At 55.8% G+C, this 16546-nt stretch carries 14 protein-coding genes; 7 read left to right on the top strand and 7 right to left on the bottom strand.

All coding sequences use genetic code 11. The features are described 5' to 3' along the window. Positions 1-223: 223 nt before the first annotated feature. The 6 genes from HDF12_RS12000 to HDF12_RS12025 form a co-directional block, all read right to left on the bottom strand. Positions 224-1312 carry an efflux RND transporter periplasmic adaptor subunit gene (locus HDF12_RS12000; protein WP_179583136.1) on the bottom strand — a complete coding sequence of 363 codons (1089 nt, stop codon included), beginning with the start codon at positions 1310-1312 and terminating at the stop codon, positions 224-226. Then, complete coding sequence (locus HDF12_RS12005) at positions 1299-4445, bottom strand: efflux RND transporter permease subunit (protein ID WP_179583138.1); 3147 nt, start codon at positions 4443-4445, stop codon at positions 1299-1301. The genes HDF12_RS12000 and HDF12_RS12005 overlap by 14 nt, the downstream gene beginning before the upstream one ends. 18 nt (positions 4446-4463) lie before the next feature. Then, positions 4464-5909, bottom strand: coding sequence for a TolC family protein (locus HDF12_RS12010; RefSeq protein WP_179583140.1), 1446 nt, complete (start codon positions 5907-5909; stop codon positions 4464-4466). After that, on the bottom strand, positions 5896-6213 hold the full coding sequence (locus tag HDF12_RS12015; RefSeq protein ID WP_179583142.1) for a PadR family transcriptional regulator: 318 nt from the start codon (positions 6211-6213) through the stop codon (positions 5896-5898). The genes HDF12_RS12010 and HDF12_RS12015 overlap by 14 nt, the downstream gene beginning before the upstream one ends. A 98-nt stretch (positions 6214-6311) precedes the next feature. After that, positions 6312-7784, bottom strand: a complete 1473-nt coding sequence (locus tag HDF12_RS12020) for an ATP-binding protein (RefSeq protein ID WP_179583144.1) — start codon at positions 7782-7784, stop codon at positions 6312-6314. Next, positions 7765-8460, bottom strand: coding sequence for a response regulator (locus tag HDF12_RS12025; RefSeq protein WP_257025531.1), 696 nt, complete (start codon positions 8458-8460; stop codon positions 7765-7767). The genes HDF12_RS12020 and HDF12_RS12025 overlap by 20 nt, the downstream gene beginning before the upstream one ends. Positions 8461-9084: 624 nt before the next feature. On the opposite strand from HDF12_RS12025, the gene HDF12_RS12030 reads away from it, so the two are divergent. The 3 genes from HDF12_RS12030 (at position 9085) to HDF12_RS12040 (ending at position 11591) form a co-directional block, all read left to right on the top strand. Further along, positions 9085-10146, top strand: coding sequence for a type III polyketide synthase (locus tag HDF12_RS12030; protein WP_179583146.1), 1062 nt, complete (start codon positions 9085-9087; stop codon positions 10144-10146). Further along, on the top strand, positions 10136-10849 hold the full coding sequence (locus tag HDF12_RS12035; RefSeq protein ID WP_179583148.1) for a methyltransferase domain-containing protein: 714 nt from the start codon (positions 10136-10138) through the stop codon (positions 10847-10849). Before HDF12_RS12030 ends, HDF12_RS12035 begins: the two co-directional genes overlap by 11 nt. Positions 10850-10955: 106 nt before the next feature. Then, entirely contained in the window at positions 10956-11591 is a 636-nt protein-coding gene (locus tag HDF12_RS12040; RefSeq protein WP_179583150.1) for a DUF2306 domain-containing protein, read from the top strand. A 91-nt stretch (positions 11592-11682) separates the two neighbouring features. Here HDF12_RS12040 and HDF12_RS12045 read toward each other — a convergent pair whose 3' ends face one another. Further along, positions 11683-12384: a hypothetical protein gene (locus HDF12_RS12045; protein ID WP_179583153.1), complete on the bottom strand. Its 702-nt coding sequence runs from the start codon at positions 12382-12384 to the stop codon at positions 11683-11685. A gap of 295 nt (positions 12385-12679) precedes the next feature. On the opposite strand from HDF12_RS12045, the gene HDF12_RS12050 reads away from it, so the two are divergent. From HDF12_RS12050 to HDF12_RS12065, 4 genes are all read left to right on the top strand, one after another. After that, positions 12680-13810 carry an NAD(P)/FAD-dependent oxidoreductase gene (locus HDF12_RS12050; protein WP_179583155.1) on the top strand — a complete coding sequence of 377 codons (1131 nt, stop codon included), beginning with the start codon at positions 12680-12682 and terminating at the stop codon, positions 13808-13810. A gap of 57 nt (positions 13811-13867) precedes the next feature. Next, positions 13868-14431 (top strand): YceI family protein, encoded by a 564-nt coding sequence (locus HDF12_RS12055; protein WP_179583156.1) that lies wholly within the window; start codon positions 13868-13870, stop codon positions 14429-14431. Positions 14432-14580: 149 nt separating this feature from the next. After that, on the top strand, positions 14581-14868 hold the full coding sequence (locus tag HDF12_RS12060) for a multicopper oxidase domain-containing protein (protein ID WP_179583157.1): 288 nt from the start codon (positions 14581-14583) through the stop codon (positions 14866-14868). Between the two features lie 427 nt (positions 14869-15295). After that, entirely contained in the window at positions 15296-15916 is a 621-nt protein-coding gene (locus HDF12_RS12065) for a hypothetical protein (RefSeq protein ID WP_179583158.1), read from the top strand. Positions 15917-16546 lie beyond the last annotated feature (630 nt).

The following is a 16546-nucleotide window of genomic DNA, read 5'->3' on the forward strand; positions in this document are numbered from 1 at the left end:
CGCGACGACCTCGGCATCCACGAAGACTTCTCGAGCCCACGACCAGCGATCCGCAGCTTCAAAGCATTATCGATCCTGCTCACCTACATACACCGTTCATCAGCGGATAAGGCAATTTGACCGGGCATCGCAGGAGGCTGGGGGTTGATCGAAAACGGATAGCAGAAGCGTTTTCGTAACTTATCGCGCGAGTGATTCTCAAGCGGCTGAGAAACTGAAGTTATCAGCTGAGCGGCGCACCTTCGCGAATCTCATCAGAAGCCCTTTTGACGATCGATTGGCCAGCAAAGATTTGACCTCGGACGGGAACGTTGTCCCCAATAGGCGGGCCCTTTCGCACATCAATCCAGTGTGCTCGACCATTAACCGACGCGATCACGAACGTTCGCTCAGTTGTGGTTACGACGCTAGTCGCGGGAACAAGGAGAAGATTCTCTCCAATACCTCCTACCGGCCAATCAACGGTTGGGTACATGCCAGGAGCCAGGCCTCCGTCTTTGTTGTACACATCCAGTTCAACCATCATGGCCCGGCTCTGCTGATCGAGAGCATTTGGGATTCGTGCGACTTTCGCTGAATAACTTTTTCCAGGATGTGCCGGAACATGGAAGACCGCCGATGTTCCCTTAACGATCGAGCCGGTATAGGTCTCCGGAACGGGCACAATCAATCTCAGATGCGCAACCTGCTGGAGTCTGAACATCGGAGTATGACCACCATCAATCAGCATTCCGGGATTCACGAATCGGTCGGTAATCATTCCATCGAACGGAGCGATCACTCGAAGATACGACCCCATTGTTTGGCTCGCCTGGAGACGTTCTTTCGCGGTCCGAACCGCGGCCCTTCGGCTATCGACTAATGCCTGCGCCGCATCCCGCTGCTTTTGGGCCTGCAACAGTTCATTGCCCGCTACGGCACCGGGAGTCTTAGCAGCTTCTTGCAGCTTCGCCGAGGTGCTTTCGGCTGCGGCTTCTTGAGCTTCGGCCTGCGCAGCTTCGGCTTCCGCCTGATGGAGGTTTGCTTCTGAAGCTGCCGTCTGCGAATTGATTTCTGGCGCGGAGAGCTGAACCAATAGCTGCCCCTTGTGGACCGAGCTGCCCCGATCAACTAGTACTTTCTCCACATATCCAGGAGCGCGGGCTTCTATATCAGTCTGCAGGAATGGAGCGAGCTCCGCCGTCAGAGGCACCGTTCGAGCGGATGGACGGCTCTCGACCTTTACCATCTCCACGTGCGCAAGACTCTGAGAGAAGGCGGAGAGGCAGCACACCAAAGGGAAGACAAGGCAGATGCGTTTATGGATGAACATAGTATCGGCTCGATGGATCTTCGGGATTGAGTGAATTTGAGGTGGTGGACGCTTTGCGTTGCAGCAACGCGTAGATAGCCGGAAGCACCGTGAGGGTCGCCAATGTAGACAAGACAAGTCCGCCTATAACAGCCCTGCCAAGCGGAGCGGATTGAGCACTTCCTTCTCCAAAGCCAATTGCCATGGGAATCATGCCGCATATCATGGCGGTCGCTGTCATCAAAATTGCCCGAATGCGGCTCGTTGCTCCCGTCCGGGTCGCGGTTTCGACATCTTCATTCTGGTGCCTTGCCTGTTCTGCGAAGCTGACCAGGAGGATGGAGTTCGCGACCGAAATGCCGACTGCCATGATCGCTCCCATGAAGGACTGAATATTGAGTGTGGTTCCTGTGAAGAGCAGCATAAGAACCACACCGCAGAGGACACCCGGGATTGTCGACAGTATGGCGAGAGGAAGACGAAGAGATTGGAAGTTCGCCATGAGCAACAAGAATATTGCAGCGATGGCCAAAAGGAGCCCTGTGCGCAGGCCCGATATTGTCTCTTCAAGAGCGGGTATTTGTCCTCGTACCGCAATGGTTGAACCCTTGGGAGCCGCCGGAAGATTCTTCAGAAGTACCGCGATGCGATTCTGAGCTTCACCGAGAGGCATTCCATGCAGGTTGGCAGTCACGCTGACGATCCGCTGCCCGCTCAAGCGTTCGATCATCTCGGGCATCGTCCCGTATTCCAGCTTGGCAACCTGATCAAGCTGCGGCTGAGATTGTCCATCGCGCATCAGCGGTAAGGTAGAAAGCGCGCCGAGACCCTGCATCCGGTTTGGAGGGAGTTGCACTTGAATCTGGAATGCGTTACCCGTCTTGGGATCGCGCCAGTAATTGGGCGCAGTGAATCGAGACGAGCCTGTAGCCGGCGTCAGGGAGTTCGTCACGTCGGCCATCGTCAGACCGAACTGGCCAGCATAATCGCGGTTTACCGTCACCTCGACCGTGGGATAAAGGTGAGGCTGAACGGTGGAGACGTCCCGCAGGAAGTCGAGCTTGCGAAGCTCGGTTTCCACTTTTGCGAGATACGTGTAGTCCTGGTCGATATCTACGCCTTGAACGTCGATCTCAATGGGTGTGGGCGATCCGAAGCTCATAACCTGAGAAATGATGTCCCCTGCTTCGAATGCCACTGTCAGTTTCGGCATCTCTTTGTGAAACGCGGCGCGGAGATCCTCTCGTAGCTTCTCGTCGTCGGGATGCCCAGGTCGGAGTTGGACCTGCACCAGAGCTTCTTCCGGGCCGCTTGTGAAGAGATGAATGAGATTGACTGGATAGCTCGATGGTTGAACGCCGACATAGTCGGAGGTGATCTCTACGTTATCCTTGCCCACTGTCTTGCGGATAAGATCGAGAGCCTGCATCACCATAGGCTCCGTCTCTTCGATTCTCGTCCCGATGGGCGCCTTTAGCCGCATCCGCAGAACGGGTCCATTGGAATCCGGAAATATCTCACTTCCGATGCGAGGCGTGACCAAAATGAGAATGAGTGCCGTCGCCGCGAAGTATCCGATGATGATGGGCCAACGGCGATCCAATACGGCATTCAGATACCGTTCATAGCGTGTTCTCAACTTGCCGAAGCTGCCTTCTTTCTCTTCTCCCTTATGTGACTCCTTCATGATCCAGGTGGCAAAGACCGGCACCAGACTGCTCGACAGAAAATATGAAGCGACCATCGCGAAGCCCAGGGCGAGAGACAACGGGACAAAGAGTTGTCGTCCCACCCCTTTCATGAAAAAGGACGGAACAAACACCGCCAGCACGCAGAGCATCGAAAGGAGACGCGCCAGAACAGTGCGGCGGCAAGCTTCGAGAACCGCTCTTGCCCGAGAGACACCTGGAAGCAACTGCGTGTGGATGTTCTCGACTTCGACCGTTGCCTCGTCCACGAGGACTCCAACCGCGAGTGCCAATCCACCCAGGGTCATGATGTTGATCGTCTGGCCTGTGGCCCATAAGAGGAGTACGGCAGTAAAGAGAGCGAACGGGATGTTCGCCACGACAATCAGAGCGCCGCGCCAGTCTCTGAGAAACAACAGGACAACTAGTCCGGTAAGGATCGCGCCAAGCGCCGCTTCTCTGACGAGACCACTGATGGCATTCGATACATAGCCGGACTGATCGAAGGCAAGCTGCACTTCGACATCATCTGGCATAACTTTTTTAAAGCTCGGGATTGCTGCCTTCACCGCCTGAATCACTGCCAGAGTCGATGCGTCCGACCGCTTCGTAACCGGAATGTAGACGGTTCGGCGGCCATCGACATGCGCGTAAGCCGTAATGATATCCGTCCCATTTTCGATAGTGCCGATGTCACGCAGATAAACGTTCACTCCAGAGCGGGGATGGATCGGAGTACTCATCAAATCGTTGAGCTCCGGGCCTAGCGTCGAGTTTGTTCGAACGATGCGATTCAGAGTGCCATCGTAGAGATTGCCTGAGGGCGATACGACCGTACCGTTGGTTACTGCCGCGATCGCCTGTTCAGGGGAGACACCATATTGCTTGAGTTTGTCAGGATCGAGCGTGACAACGATAGTGCGCTGGTTGCCGCCAAAAGGGGGAGGCGCTGAGACGCCGGGGAGGGTCGCAAAAAGCGGGCGCACTTGATTCAGAGCGATATTTTGCAGCTCGCCTTGCGTGTGACTGTTGCTCGTAAACAGGAGAAGACCAACTGCAACACTTCCAGGATCGAAACGCGTGATGAAGGGTGGAACCGTACCAGGCGGCATGAAGGCGCGCGCGCGATTTACATAGCCGACTGTCTCAGCCATAGCCTGCTGCATGTTCGTTCCTTCGCGGAACGTCAGTTTCATCAGAGCTGCGCCTTGAACACTCTTGCTATCCACCGACTGAATGCCTGTGATGTAGAGGAAGTGATACTCGTAGTAGTAGGTAAGAAATCCTTCCATCTGCGCGGGCGTCATGCCGCCATAGGGCTGGGCGACATAGATCACAGGATTGCCAACCTCTGGAAAGATGTCCATGCGCATCCTTCCAACTGCCAAAAAAAATCCGGCGATGATCGCAATCAACGCGACGATCACGGTAAGCGGACGACTCAGAGCTGCGAGGACTAAACGCATGTCAAATAATCACCTGAACTACTGAGCTGCCCGAAGAAAGGACCGAAGATCGCCACGTACTGACTGCAATTGGAGGAACGCACGCCAGACGTTCAGGCGGGCAATGGAATCATCCATCTCTGCCTGCACTAATAGCCGTTGCGTCTGCGCCACATCATCAATCGAAGTCAGCCCCGCTTTGTAACGAGCCGTAGCTTGAGCAAGAGCGGTTCGAGCAGCCTCGACCTGGATAGGAGTATTCTTCGCAACGCCGCGCATCGCCCGTAAGGCGGCTCGTGTTTGGCTGAACTGCTCCTGGAGCTGTCGGCCAACCAATGTCTCGCGAGATTGCTCGGCCTTCAACGTGGCCGCTTGCGAGGCTTCGCGGGCGTGGATATGGGCAAAATCAAGAAAGCCAAAGGTAACGTTCAGTCCGACCGCGTAGTTTCCTACGGTTGGAGCGAGGCCGTTGGCTCCGTTCAGGCGCTGTCCGTTTGTCGCCGCGCCGGTGCCTCGGCCGTACCCTGCCGCTTCCAGATTGAACTGTGGCACCCAACTTCGGTCTGTGGCGCGAAGTTCCGAAGCCGATTGTGAGACGGCTGCATGTTGCTCCAGCATCGCAGGAGTGCTTTCTGGATGAAATACGCCGTCATCTTCGACTCCCATTGGGAGCTCTCCAAGAAGATGTTCGGAATTGAGTGGTTTCGTTATGTCATCCGGCTTCGAGAGAAACTTCGCGAGAGTTGCCTCGCCCATTTCGACCGCTTCTGTGGCTAGAGCCAATTGAGTGTTCGCAGCCGCCTTCTCCGCTTCAATCCGCGATTCGTCGGCGCCGGGACGCAGTTCCGCAGCTGTGAGAGCGTGGATGCTTTTCCGCAGGATTTCCCAATTGTCGACGGCAGACTGAGCGGAATTCTGTGTCTGACGAGCCGCAAGAACCGTTAGAAACGCGTCCGCCGCCGCACTTGAGACCTCAAGCTGGCTCCTCTGAACAGACGCATTCGCTCGGTCACGTGCTGCTGCGGCCACTTCCACCTTAGCGTTCCGTAAACCGAAGTCGAATGGCTGCCAGTTGACCAGAAGCCCTGCAGCGCTCCCCCATACGGAGCCGGCATTATTCGTTCCAATGACCGGCCCGGACATGCTTGGCAGCGTGTTCTGTGGAAGCAGAGTGCCGAAGACGTTGTTTCGTGTAGCCCTGTTGATCTCTACTATCCCGTCGAGACGTGGAAGATAGGCAGTCCTTGCTAACCGGATATTTGCCACAGCCGCGTTGAGATCCTGCTCAGAGACATGAATCGCAGGATAGTTCTGCTCGGCATCCTGAACGACTTGAACAATCGTGAGATCAGGTGTCACAGCGGGAGTAGCTGTGACCGAGGATTGCGCTAAGGCAACGGTAGAGCCACTCGCTGCGAGGAGGCAGCCGACAACGATCCCTCGAATTCTGCGGACATCTCGCGTGAATGGGTTATTTGCCTTCAATCAACTCTCCAAAAAGCTCGCGGACCCGGAGCTTAGCTGTCTTAAGCGCGCGCCGACCGGAAGCCGTGATCTTGTAGAGGCGGCGAATACTCCTACCGGACCGCTCTTCCTCTGATGTGAGATAGCCGCGCTTTTCTAAACCGTGGAGGATCGGATAGAGAGTTCCTGGGCTGATCTTGTATCCATGCCGGGCAAGCTCCTCCGCCATTCCCGCCCCAAAAATAGCTTCATGTTCCGCATGATGAAGAATGTGAAGACGAATCATGCCGGAGTACAGATCGCGGTTGTTCGGATCATCCTTCATTATCGAACCTCGTTATCGAGATACGATATCAGAAAAAATATTAAGCTAGAATGAAGCCTCATCAAGATCTAAGGCCCGGCTGAATTTAGGGGCATCCTCTACCGGCCGGCGACCAATGTTAGAGAGTGCGGAGCATCAACCGTCTCTCCTGCAGCGCGAGGCCAGTTTATTGTCAGAAGAGCCCCTCCCTGTCGAGGGTTTGACGCCGTTACACTTCCTCCATGAGCGCGCACCACCGCTTCAACGAATGCAAGCCCCAACCCACGACCTTTCGAATCTCTCCCCTTCACCCGCTGCTCGAACATCTGGAGGCCAATCTCCGAGGAAAATCCCGGGCCATCATCCTCCACAGTCAAGATCACGGTGTTCTCACTTGCTCCAAGTCGTATGGAAACAGTGCATGCAGCGGGCAGGTGGTTGAGTTCGTTATCGAGCAGGTTTGCGATTACTCGATGAAGAAGGGCAGCGTCTGCCTGGACCATGACAGGACCGGCGCTGCGCAGATCCACCCGAAGTCCTTTCTCCGACATACAAGGCTCGTACAGATCGATCATGACTCGAAGCAGTTCATCGAGATCGACTTCCGTGCGCGACAACCTCAGCGCGTCAGCTTTCGCTTCCGCAACATCGAGCGAAGTATTCAGGAATTCCGTTAGTCGATCCAGTTCATCAATGGCCGAGACAATTGGCTCACTCTGCTCGACTTTCAGATCGCCCGACAGAACGATCTCCAGTTTCCCCCGAATCGCCGTCAAGGGGCTACGAAGATCGTGGGCAAGGGACTCGGTAATAGTGTGCAGCTGGTGCATTGAGCTTTCTATCCGGTCCAGCATGTGGTTGAGCGTTAACGCCAGATGTCCTACTTCGTCGTTGCGCTTGTTGGTTGGAACTCTACTGCTCAAATCAGATTGTCCAATTCTGGATGCGGCCTCAGTGATCTCGCGGACATAGTTGAGCATGCGTCGGGTAGCGTAGAAGACGATCGCAAAGCCAAACAAGACGATGAGCAGCCAAAGGCAGAAGAAGCGGAATCGGAGGTTCCTGAGTACACGCAATTCGTCTCGCTCCGAGAGTCCGAGGTAAATGTGGCTTCCATCCTCCATGCGCACCGACGCCACCCGAAAGGGGTGCTTGAATCCCTTGACATTCAAGTCGTAAGGCACATCGGAAACGACCTTAAGTGCGCGAATGGCTGCTAAGTGCGGCGTCCCGTCACCAACACCAACCCAAAGTTTCAGACTACCGTCGTCTCCGGCCTGAAGAAAGAAGACCGAGTCGTTCTCGTTGCCGTTCGAGCGCAGTTTGTTTGGCACCTCTCTACTTGCAAGTTCCGCGACTTCTCTCACTACCCGACCGTAGAGGCGGTCCTTTGGCGTTCGCCCGGCTACATCGCCGAGTACTGCCACCTCACCAGTAAGCCACGCGTCGCTCCGACGCTGAATGTCGTTCGCTACGAAGCGATGGAGCATCGCAAAAACCAGCATTGTTCCAATGGCAAAGGCTAGTGTTGCCCAGAGGGAGATACGCCATGCGGCACTGTGCATGATGGGATTAGCGGTCTTTGAGGACATAACCAATACCTCGTAAAGTCTTGATTAGCGGCTCGCGGCCTTCAATATCCACCTTGCCTCGCAACCGGTAGATATGGACGTCGACAACGTTTGTGTCCGGCTGAATTCGCATTCCCCATACCTCGGAGAGAAGCATGGATCGAGTGACAACTCTCCCGGCATGGCGACAAAGGTACTCCAGGAGAACAAACTCCTGTGGGCTTAGATTCAGGATTTCGCCCCCACGGGAGGCTCTACGCCTGATGAAGTCCAGTTCCAGGTCGAGTACACACAAACGTGAGGCTTCTTCGCTCGCAGCCAGGTTTCGTCTCAAGAGGTTGCGCAGTCGAGCCAGCAATTCGGCGAGAGCAAAGGGTTTGGTCAGGTAGTCGTCGCCACCTTGTTCCAGTCCCTTGACTCTGTCGTCGACTGATCTTCTGGCCGAAAGTATCAATACAGGGCTGCTTACGCCAGATTGTCGAAGCTGAAGAATCAAGTCAATGCCATCTTGATCCGGAAGGCCAAGGTCGACGATCAGAACGTCATACTTCTTTCCAGACGCAAGTTGAGCGGCGGCTCGCCCATCCTTGGCGGCATCCACCTCGTAACCCGCATCAGTGAGCGATTGCTTGAGGAAGCGCTGGATCTCGAGTTCGTCCTCCACGAGCAGGAGCTGCATGAAGTGATGGTAAGCCATTTTGATTCACGATTCGCACACTTCAGGAAGCTGCAAGATGACGATTCGGTCATCTACGTCCACTCAGCGGTGGACGAATCGGGAAAGGCTAGACAAAGAACAAGATAGCCGAATAACGACTCCTGACGTAAAGGTGAGCAGAACGATCGATTTCCGGCCCCATTATGAGGCCCGTACACGTTGATACCGCAAGTGCAAGTGCTGTGGCGGCAAAGAATCGATGCATGAAGCGATGGATTGGAGCGATGCTGCAAATGTCATTTCGGAGTATCGACCTCGCAAATTTTAGGCGCTGGCAGAGCGCCGAATGCCGATTCCGAAGAACACTCGTGGTCGTGCATCTTGCCTTGCTCTTCCGTACTTAGCATGTGGAAGGACGAAATTGAGGGGACGCTCCGGTGATTGCGCCCTCCATGAACAAATCGTCATCCTATCCCTTCCTGCAAAGTGCTATCAAAAGAGCAAAGGTCTCGTCTCAACGAGTAGCCGTTGTATTGAGAATACGGGGCCTGTTCTCTCAAGTAGTCGACTGTCGCTGGATTGTCGTCTCTTCGTGGTCCAGCTTCCCAAACACACACACGCGACATTTAATCCCCGATGATCCGGGCTGAGGACATATTCCGCTTGACTACGGCTTACCTGAACCGCATCGCTACTGCCGTACCAGAGCACGACGTGCATGACACCTTCGTTGTCTTCGCAGAGAAGATGCTCGCCGACCCGCGGCTACGCACGGTCTTTCGCCGCATGGTGAGCCGCGCCGACGTCGGGCATCGCTATTCCTTCCTCGATCCGCAGAAAGACTCCGCCCAATTTTCGTCGCATTACGCGCATGAGTTTTACCAGCTAGGCAATTTTCCCAACACGGCGCGCCGTATGGAGTTGTTTGAACAGAGCGCTCCGGTGTTGATGAAGAAGGCTGTGGATCGGCTTGCGCTCAATGAGAAGGAACGCTCCGGTATTACGCATGTGCTGGTGACCTGCTGCACGGGGCTCTATGCGCCGGGATTGGACTTTGAGATCGTCGACCATCTCGGACTTTCGGCGGGCGTGGAGCGCACGATGGTTGGATTCATGGGATGCTATGCCGCGATCAATGCGCTGAAGCTGGCGCGGCACATTGTGCGCTCAGATCCGAAGGCGGGTGTTCTGATGGTCAACCTGGAGCTGTGTACGCTGCACTTCCAGGAAACGCAGGAGCTGGAGCAGGTGCTCTCCTTCCTGGTCTTTGCCGATGGCGCGGCGGCGAGCCTAATTACTGCTCGCGAGCAGGGTCTCGCGCTGGACAGCTTCAAGGCGGTGATGGTGCCGAAGACACGCGGGCTCATCACCTGGAAGATTCGCGGGCTAGGTTTCGACATGCTGCTCTCCGGGCAGGTCCCGGGAGAGCTGGGCCGCGCGCTGCATGAGTGCGAACTGATGGCCGAGCGGGATTGTATTGACCTGTGGGCGGTGCATCCCGGCGGACGGTCGATTCTGGATGCGGTGGAGCAGGGACTGGAACTGCCCACGGATGCGCTGGCAGCGTCGCGCGAAGTGCTATCGTGCTTCGGCAACATGTCGTCGGCGACAGTGATGTTTGTGTTGCAGCGAATAATGCAGCAAGCGCGCCCGGGGCAGCGTGGGTGTGCGATGTCGTTTGGGCCGGGGTTAACAGCGGAGACGATGCGCTTCCATGGGGTCTAGCGCACAGATCGACTTCAGTCGGCGGGTCTCTCCGCGTGAGTTGCCAGAGCTGATGGATGGTGACTGTAGTTATGAAGATTTCCGTGACTGCCTGCGCAGTCTGGAAACAGTCAATCGCTGGCTACTGGGCTATCGGCCGACGCTGGCTTGGCTGGAGCGGTTGCCGCATGGATTGCGTGATCCGGTACACATCGTCGATGTGGGCAGTGGCGGCGGCGATCTACTGCGGCAGATTTCAGGCTGGGCACGGAGACGGGGCATTGCTGTGCAGTTAACGGGGATCGACTTGAATCCTTATGCGGCACGTGCAGCAGCGGAGTCCACGCCAAAGGAACTAGAAATCGAATGGGTGACCGGCGATGCTCTGGAGTATCGACCGAAGAAGCCGGTCGATATCGTCGTGAGTTCGCTGCTGGCACATCATCTGGAGGACGAGGAGATCGTCGCGCTGCAGAGGTGGATGGAAGCGACCGTGCAGGTAGGTTGGTTTATCAATGATCTGGAGCGGGCGGAGTGGAGTAGTCGGATGTTTGGGTGGGTGCGTTGGCACTGGCTTGTGCGGCATGATGGGCCGGTGTCGTTCCGGCGGGCCTTCCGGAAGGAGGATTGGGTACGCCTGCTGGCTGCGGCTGAGGTCCCGCGAGAGGCAGCGACGGTGGAGAAGTGGCGTCCGGGACGGTTGTGCGTGGGGCGGTGGAAGTGAGATCGGTGATTCTAAAGCGTCTCGTTAGACTAAGAGATATGAAGCCTCTCGCCCCAGTCGCCCTCATGGCGCACCTCATCACGTCTAACCATCTGAGAAGCGAATAATGCCAATTTCCACTCTGCTAGCGCCCAGCTCCGCCGGTTCCAGATTCAAGACTATTCTCTGGGTCTCGCTTGGTCTCACCGTACTCTTCGTCTTCATTACCTCAGAGCTGCTCCTCATCACCGACTATCCGATGTACCACGCCTACCGTCTGCAGGTCATTGCCGACCGCCATCTCCTCATCCCGCATACACTCGCCGGAATCTTCGCTCTTTTGATCGGCCCCATCAATTTCTCGTCACGGATCCGCCAGCGTCACATCCAACTCCATCGCATCCTCGGTCGCATCTACGTCATCTCCGTGTTCGTTGGTTCCTTTACGGGGATCGCTCTCGCAGCCGGCCGCCCGGGTCTTCCTGGAACCTCCATGCAGGCCGCCGCCTGGATGGTCTGCACCACCGCCGCTTTCATCACCGCGCGCAACCGCCAAATCACACCGCACCGCCAATGGATGGCCCGCTCCTATGCTGTTACCTTTACCTTCGTCTCCAGCCGCGTGCTCAACCTCTGGCCGCGTTACTGGAGCCACCTGGGCGACGTCTTATCCGCCGTCGGCGTGATTGCGTTCACACTTGCCTCGCTGCTGGTCGTGGACCTCGGCCTCAACTGGCGCGAACTCACCACCCGTCGTGACTGATCGTCGACTAGGAGGCCATCAGACTTTCAGGGCATCGTCATAAATGCGGGCGATCCACAGCCCACCCTGTGATTTGGGTTTTGCAAATGTCCTATTTCTCGAAGCTGATTCCTTCGAGATCCGAGCTGACCAGAGGGCCGTAACCACCTAGCTGTCCGACTATCCTCATTACGGCAGGCTCCTGACCTTCCAAAACCCATACCATCACATCTTTGGGCTGCAGGCCAATTAGCCGCGCGATCACGCCCACGATGCCGCCCAACTCCGGATGGATGCGAAACACCGTCGCCTTGAGTGTCTGTCCTGTCGTGTGAAACGGCTGCTCGCCCTCCGAAGAGATGAGGAGCTGAATCAACCGCCCTCCGGCGACTGGCGCAAGCATCCCCACCCGAAACGGCGTCGTATTCTGCGGCACATTCAGCAGCAACGTTCCAACGAATCCATTCGCCAGGTCATCCGGCAGGTCAATGCGGTGGCTCTCGACGTGTATGTTGCCATTCTTGTCCGCTGTGCGGCTGGTCGCTATACCGGTAGCAGCTTCCACCGTAAAGTCGACCGGCTTCACAAAGAACGGCCCTTTCTGCATGTGATGGTTGCTCACCAGCCGAAATGTGCCCTGCTGCCTGTATGTCGTCGTCTCATCGTCAATCGATCCATCCACAAAGTGATAGGTCAGGCGCATCGTCACTTCATCCCCCTGCACGACCTGCGAAAACTCACCACTGGCGATGATTTTTCCAGCCTCAGAGCGCGCCACCATAAACCGATGCATCGGGCTTTGGATATGTCTCACTGAAATTTGTTCTGCTGGCGCTGCGGTGCCCAACATTATCACTAAGAAAGCGGCTACAAAGAAATTGCTTCGCTCCATCAAATACCCCGTTCTAACAACTTAGACGCCTTCCGATCCCCCCGGTGAACCCGGCATAATTTCACGTCGACATGTGCATCCGTCCAGCCAGTGCTCTACCTGCTCCAAAATGACGATTTGTACAGAATGAAGTACCGAACTGTTTTTTGGACGTCTACTAGAAAGATGGAATCCCGCTACAAATTGATTGAACATTCAGTGATTAGGAGGGAATGCTTTGCAGAACGAAGTACTGGTCCTCGGTGGTGGAGTCGCAGGCTGTGCAGCTTCGATAGCGCTCGCTCGAAAGGGAAGAAGCGTCACGCTGATTGAACGCGAGCTCACACCGCGCCATAAGATCTGCGGAGAATTCCTAAGCGGTGAGGCCCTTGAAGACCTGCACGCACTTGGTATTGACGTGGCCTCTCTTGGCGCGGTGCCCATCGATTACGTCCGCCTTGCCGCAGCCAGACGCGCCGCGGAGGCTCCGCTGCCTTTTCCCGCGGCCTCGCTCACGCGCAAGGCGCTCGATACAGCGCTCATCGCCGCAGCCATCGCCGCGGGAGTCCGCGTTAAGCGTGGTCGCAGTGTGCAGTCGCTCAGCCGCGCGGCCGCCAACTTCTGGCAGGCTACGCTCGACGACGGCACCACCTACGAAGCTCCAACCGCCTTTCTCGCCACGGGCAAGCACGATCTGCGCGGCCACGGTCGCCCGAAGGACCCTCATCAATGGGTCGCCTTCAAGATGTATTACCGACTGTCCGCCGCGCAGACCGCTGACTTGGCGGACGCCTCCGAGTTGACGCTCTATTCCGGAGGCTACGGTGGTATCCAACCCGTGGAAGACGGCATTACGAACTTCTGCTGTGTGGTGCAACGGCGGTATTTTGCACGTGCGGGTCTTCGCTGGGAGGGCCTCCTTTCTAGGATGCAGCAGGACTGTCCCCATCTCGCGATGCGGCTTGACGGTGCTGAGCCGCTGCTCGACAAACCGATCACCATCACTCATATCCCGTACGGTTACATCCGCCGCGCAACCGAGGATGGGCTCTACTGTATCGGCGATCAGGCAGCCGTAATCCCCTCGTTCACCGGCGATGGCATATCCATCGCCCTGCATACTGCCCGCCGTGCCGCTGCTGCCTATCTTGCCGCGGAGCCGGCGCCGGTCTTTCAGCCAAAACTGCGCTCCGCACTGCTGCCCCAGATGCGTCTTGCCGAGGTCGCCGCCAACGGCTTGAACAACGCACTCGCGCGCGCTGTACTACCGTTCTGCCTAAGGGTCTGGCCCGGCGCGATGCGCGTAACGGCTAGACTCACGCGTGTCACCCAACCCGCCGCTGTGGCTCCACAGGCGTTCGCGAACTGAAATCGAGCCACGCCAAAACAACTCTCGGCAGTTAACCCTTTTAGGGGAGATGATGCAATGAAATCCCTCGCAGTCGTAGCCCTCGCGCTCATATTCGCTCCAGCCGCACTCGCCCAGCATCAGACCTTCGCCGTCAACCCCGATACCAGCGAGGTCAAAATGAAGCTGAACACGACCCACGAGGTAGTCAACGGCACGTTTCACATTCAGTCTGGATCGATCAATTTCGATCGCACTGCTTCCCATATATCGGGGATAGTCATCGTGGCAACGGGCAGCGGTAAGACGGGAAACGATAGTCGCGATAAAAAGATGTACAAAGATATCCTCAAGGTGGACCAGTTCGCCACCGTCTCTTTCGCACCTAAATCGTACAGCGGAACGGTTGCTCCTTCTGGCGACTCAACCATTCAGGTGAGCGGAGTATTCACTCTGCTCGGTACTGCTCACGACCTGACGATTCCGATGCAGATTCACATGGACGGATCGAAGGCAACGGCGAGGGCGCAATTTGTCGTTCCCTATGTTCAGTGGGGCCTCAAGAATCCAAGCTTCATGTTCTGGAAAGCTGAGAATGACGTTGCGATTGATCTTAATCTCGTTGGCCAGGTTTCCAACTAGCTGACCGTCCTGCTCGTACGTTGAAATAGGCCCATTTCGGTCTAACTGCACTCGCATTTCGTTGAACTCAGTCGGGCTACAAAGAACTATGCCCAATTCCGTGTCTCCCCATGCACTGACACGCAGACGTTTTCACTCAACTTTCTGGAATGGCGGTCGGATCATTCGCACTGTCCGGCGCGGCCGCTGCGGCGCCGGACGTGACGCTTGAGATTGCGCCATACACCCTAGAGGCTTCGCCGAAACATGAAATACGGACCGTAGCTTACAACGGGGAGATTCCCGGACCGTTGTTCCGTATGCGTGAAAAAGAAACGCAGTCTGTTGAGATTCGGAACCTCACGAAAGATTCGGAGGTCGTTCACTGGCACGGCCTCTACTTGCCGCCGGATATCGACGGAGCCATGGAAGAAGGCACACCGATTGAAGGGAACTGAGTTCGGTTCAAGTACCCTATGGCAAACCTTCGCCATTTGTCATAGGCTTTGGTTCGTAGATTCAAGTACATACAGTTTCTTTATGAAACTAAAACTATCGCTCTTCGTTCTCGCCTTCACCTGACTATTCGTGCCGAGCATTCAGCCAACCCACAAGAACAGCCTGCGTCCGCCAAACTGTAGCCCCAACGATCCAACCTGTACTCTTGGGAATGGTTGTGGCGGCGCTCCTTGCCTGGTTCGATAGCTTGTGATCTCACCACCCCGCTGGCGTGATCACAAATCGCGCCAGCGTTTTTATGCACTTCTGTAGCGAAGTGTCAGGAACACGACAGAGTCATGAAGTAAATATCTGAAATAAAAGAGTATCGCTGGCAGGAGAAACGCATAGCCTTTCCGCGCACCACAGAAACACAACGGAGAGTGTATGAACCGCAGAGCATTCCTGACTTCAGCCTCCAGCTCCGTAGCGCTCGCAGCTACGGTCGGACTATCCCCCCGCAGAGCAACCGCACAATCATCGAACTCGACCTCAGCCGGAGTCGCATGTCTTACAGCTGGCAACACAATTGTTTCACCAACAACGAGCGCAGGGAATTGGAACGCCTATCGAAACACGCTCATCTCAGCTGCAAATGACTGGCAGGCCAATAATCTTGATGGTCAGCTCGCCTCGTACTACGCCAACCTCCAGTCCTATGACTGCAAGAGCTCTTACCTCAACCAGAATCAGATCCTGGCGAACATGCAGGCCTCTTACCCTCAGGTGACGTTAGCTCAGTTGCAGGCTGGATGGGCCATAGTTGATGGGATGGCGACAAGTGACGTGAACAACTTTCTCACGAGTATTCGTCAGGGAGGCATCGTCCAGTACTTTACGGCTGCTATGCAACAGGCTGCCAGGTACGCGGAAGCGGCTAGCGGAACTACGATCACTCTGAAGGTTCCCTCACCGGACTGGTTGCTGCCACCACCTGTCGGCGGTGGTGGTGGTGGTAAAAAGGGAGCCTGTAGAGAATCGACCACCTTTGCGATAGATACTATGTAGTGTGGGGCGGCGGATCGTCAGTCGCGGCGACCTGGGGACAGCACGCATTCTGCTAACTGGAGAGGTTTCATATGACATGGGTCTTCGAACATAGTTCCAATATCAGCTTGTGGGTAACGACCCTGGCAGGTCTTTATGCCGTGTATATGGGGATTCAAATTCAGCGGCGAAAGAATATACCTTCGCCGGTGAAACTCAAGCCGGCGGAGATTTCAATTGGGATCATTCTTCTAGTAATCGGTTGTTTTATGTTGGGTATCCGGGCAGTCAGAATCTGGGCCTGAAATAAGCAACCTCCTGGTCTGAATAAGAAAGATGGCTGCCTTCGGGTGGCCATCTTTCTTTGGTAATAAAGTTTTCTCCACCCGCACAAAACCACTCCGACCGGGACATTAACAACGGTAGGAGGCTGTCTTATGAAACGCACACGATACGCAGAGGAACTCGATCTCATTCTGTCCATGATCTCGATCGCCGAGGCCGGGCCGGGAAAACTGTTTTTGTGTCCGATAACACATATTATGTATAGTGGCACTGTAACAACCCAATAGAAGTGTCATGGTTCTCCTCTTTTGAAATGTCATGTTCAAAGGATGGATCTGATCAGGATGAGCCAGCGTGATCTGACAC

Origin of the sequence: Tunturiibacter gelidiferens, assembly GCF_013410115.1 — a bacterium.
Lineage (GTDB): Bacteria > Acidobacteriota > Terriglobia > Terriglobales > Acidobacteriaceae > Edaphobacter > Edaphobacter gelidiferens.

What these genes read in the sequence shown, in the direction of transcription:
- HDF12_RS12000 (WP_179583136.1), bottom strand. Translation starts at nt 1,312, where the DNA reads ATGTTCATCCATAAACGCATCTGCCTTGTCTTCCCTTTGGTGTGCTGC.
- HDF12_RS12055 (WP_179583156.1), top strand. Translation starts at nt 13,868, where the DNA reads ATGAAATCCCTCGCAGTCGTAGCCCTCGCGCTCATATTCGCTCCAGCC.
- HDF12_RS12015 (WP_179583142.1), bottom strand. Translation starts at nt 6,213, where the DNA reads ATGAAGGATGATCCGAACAACCGCGATCTGTACTCCGGCATGATTCGT.
- HDF12_RS12005 (WP_179583138.1), bottom strand. Translation starts at nt 4,445, where the DNA reads ATGCGTTTAGTCCTCGCAGCTCTGAGTCGTCCGCTTACCGTGATCGTC.
- HDF12_RS12040 (WP_179583150.1), top strand. Translation starts at nt 10,956, where the DNA reads ATGCCAATTTCCACTCTGCTAGCGCCCAGCTCCGCCGGTTCCAGATTC.
- HDF12_RS12035 (WP_179583148.1), top strand. Translation starts at nt 10,136, where the DNA reads ATGGGGTCTAGCGCACAGATCGACTTCAGTCGGCGGGTCTCTCCGCGT.
- HDF12_RS12065 (WP_179583158.1), top strand. Translation starts at nt 15,296, where the DNA reads ATGAACCGCAGAGCATTCCTGACTTCAGCCTCCAGCTCCGTAGCGCTC.
- HDF12_RS12020 (WP_179583144.1), bottom strand. Translation starts at nt 7,784, where the DNA reads ATGTCCTCAAAGACCGCTAATCCCATCATGCACAGTGCCGCATGGCGT.
- HDF12_RS12025 (WP_257025531.1), bottom strand. Translation starts at nt 8,460, where the DNA reads ATGGCTTACCATCACTTCATGCAGCTCCTGCTCGTGGAGGACGAACTC.
- HDF12_RS12060 (WP_179583157.1), top strand. Translation starts at nt 14,581, where the DNA reads ATGGCGGTCGGATCATTCGCACTGTCCGGCGCGGCCGCTGCGGCGCCG.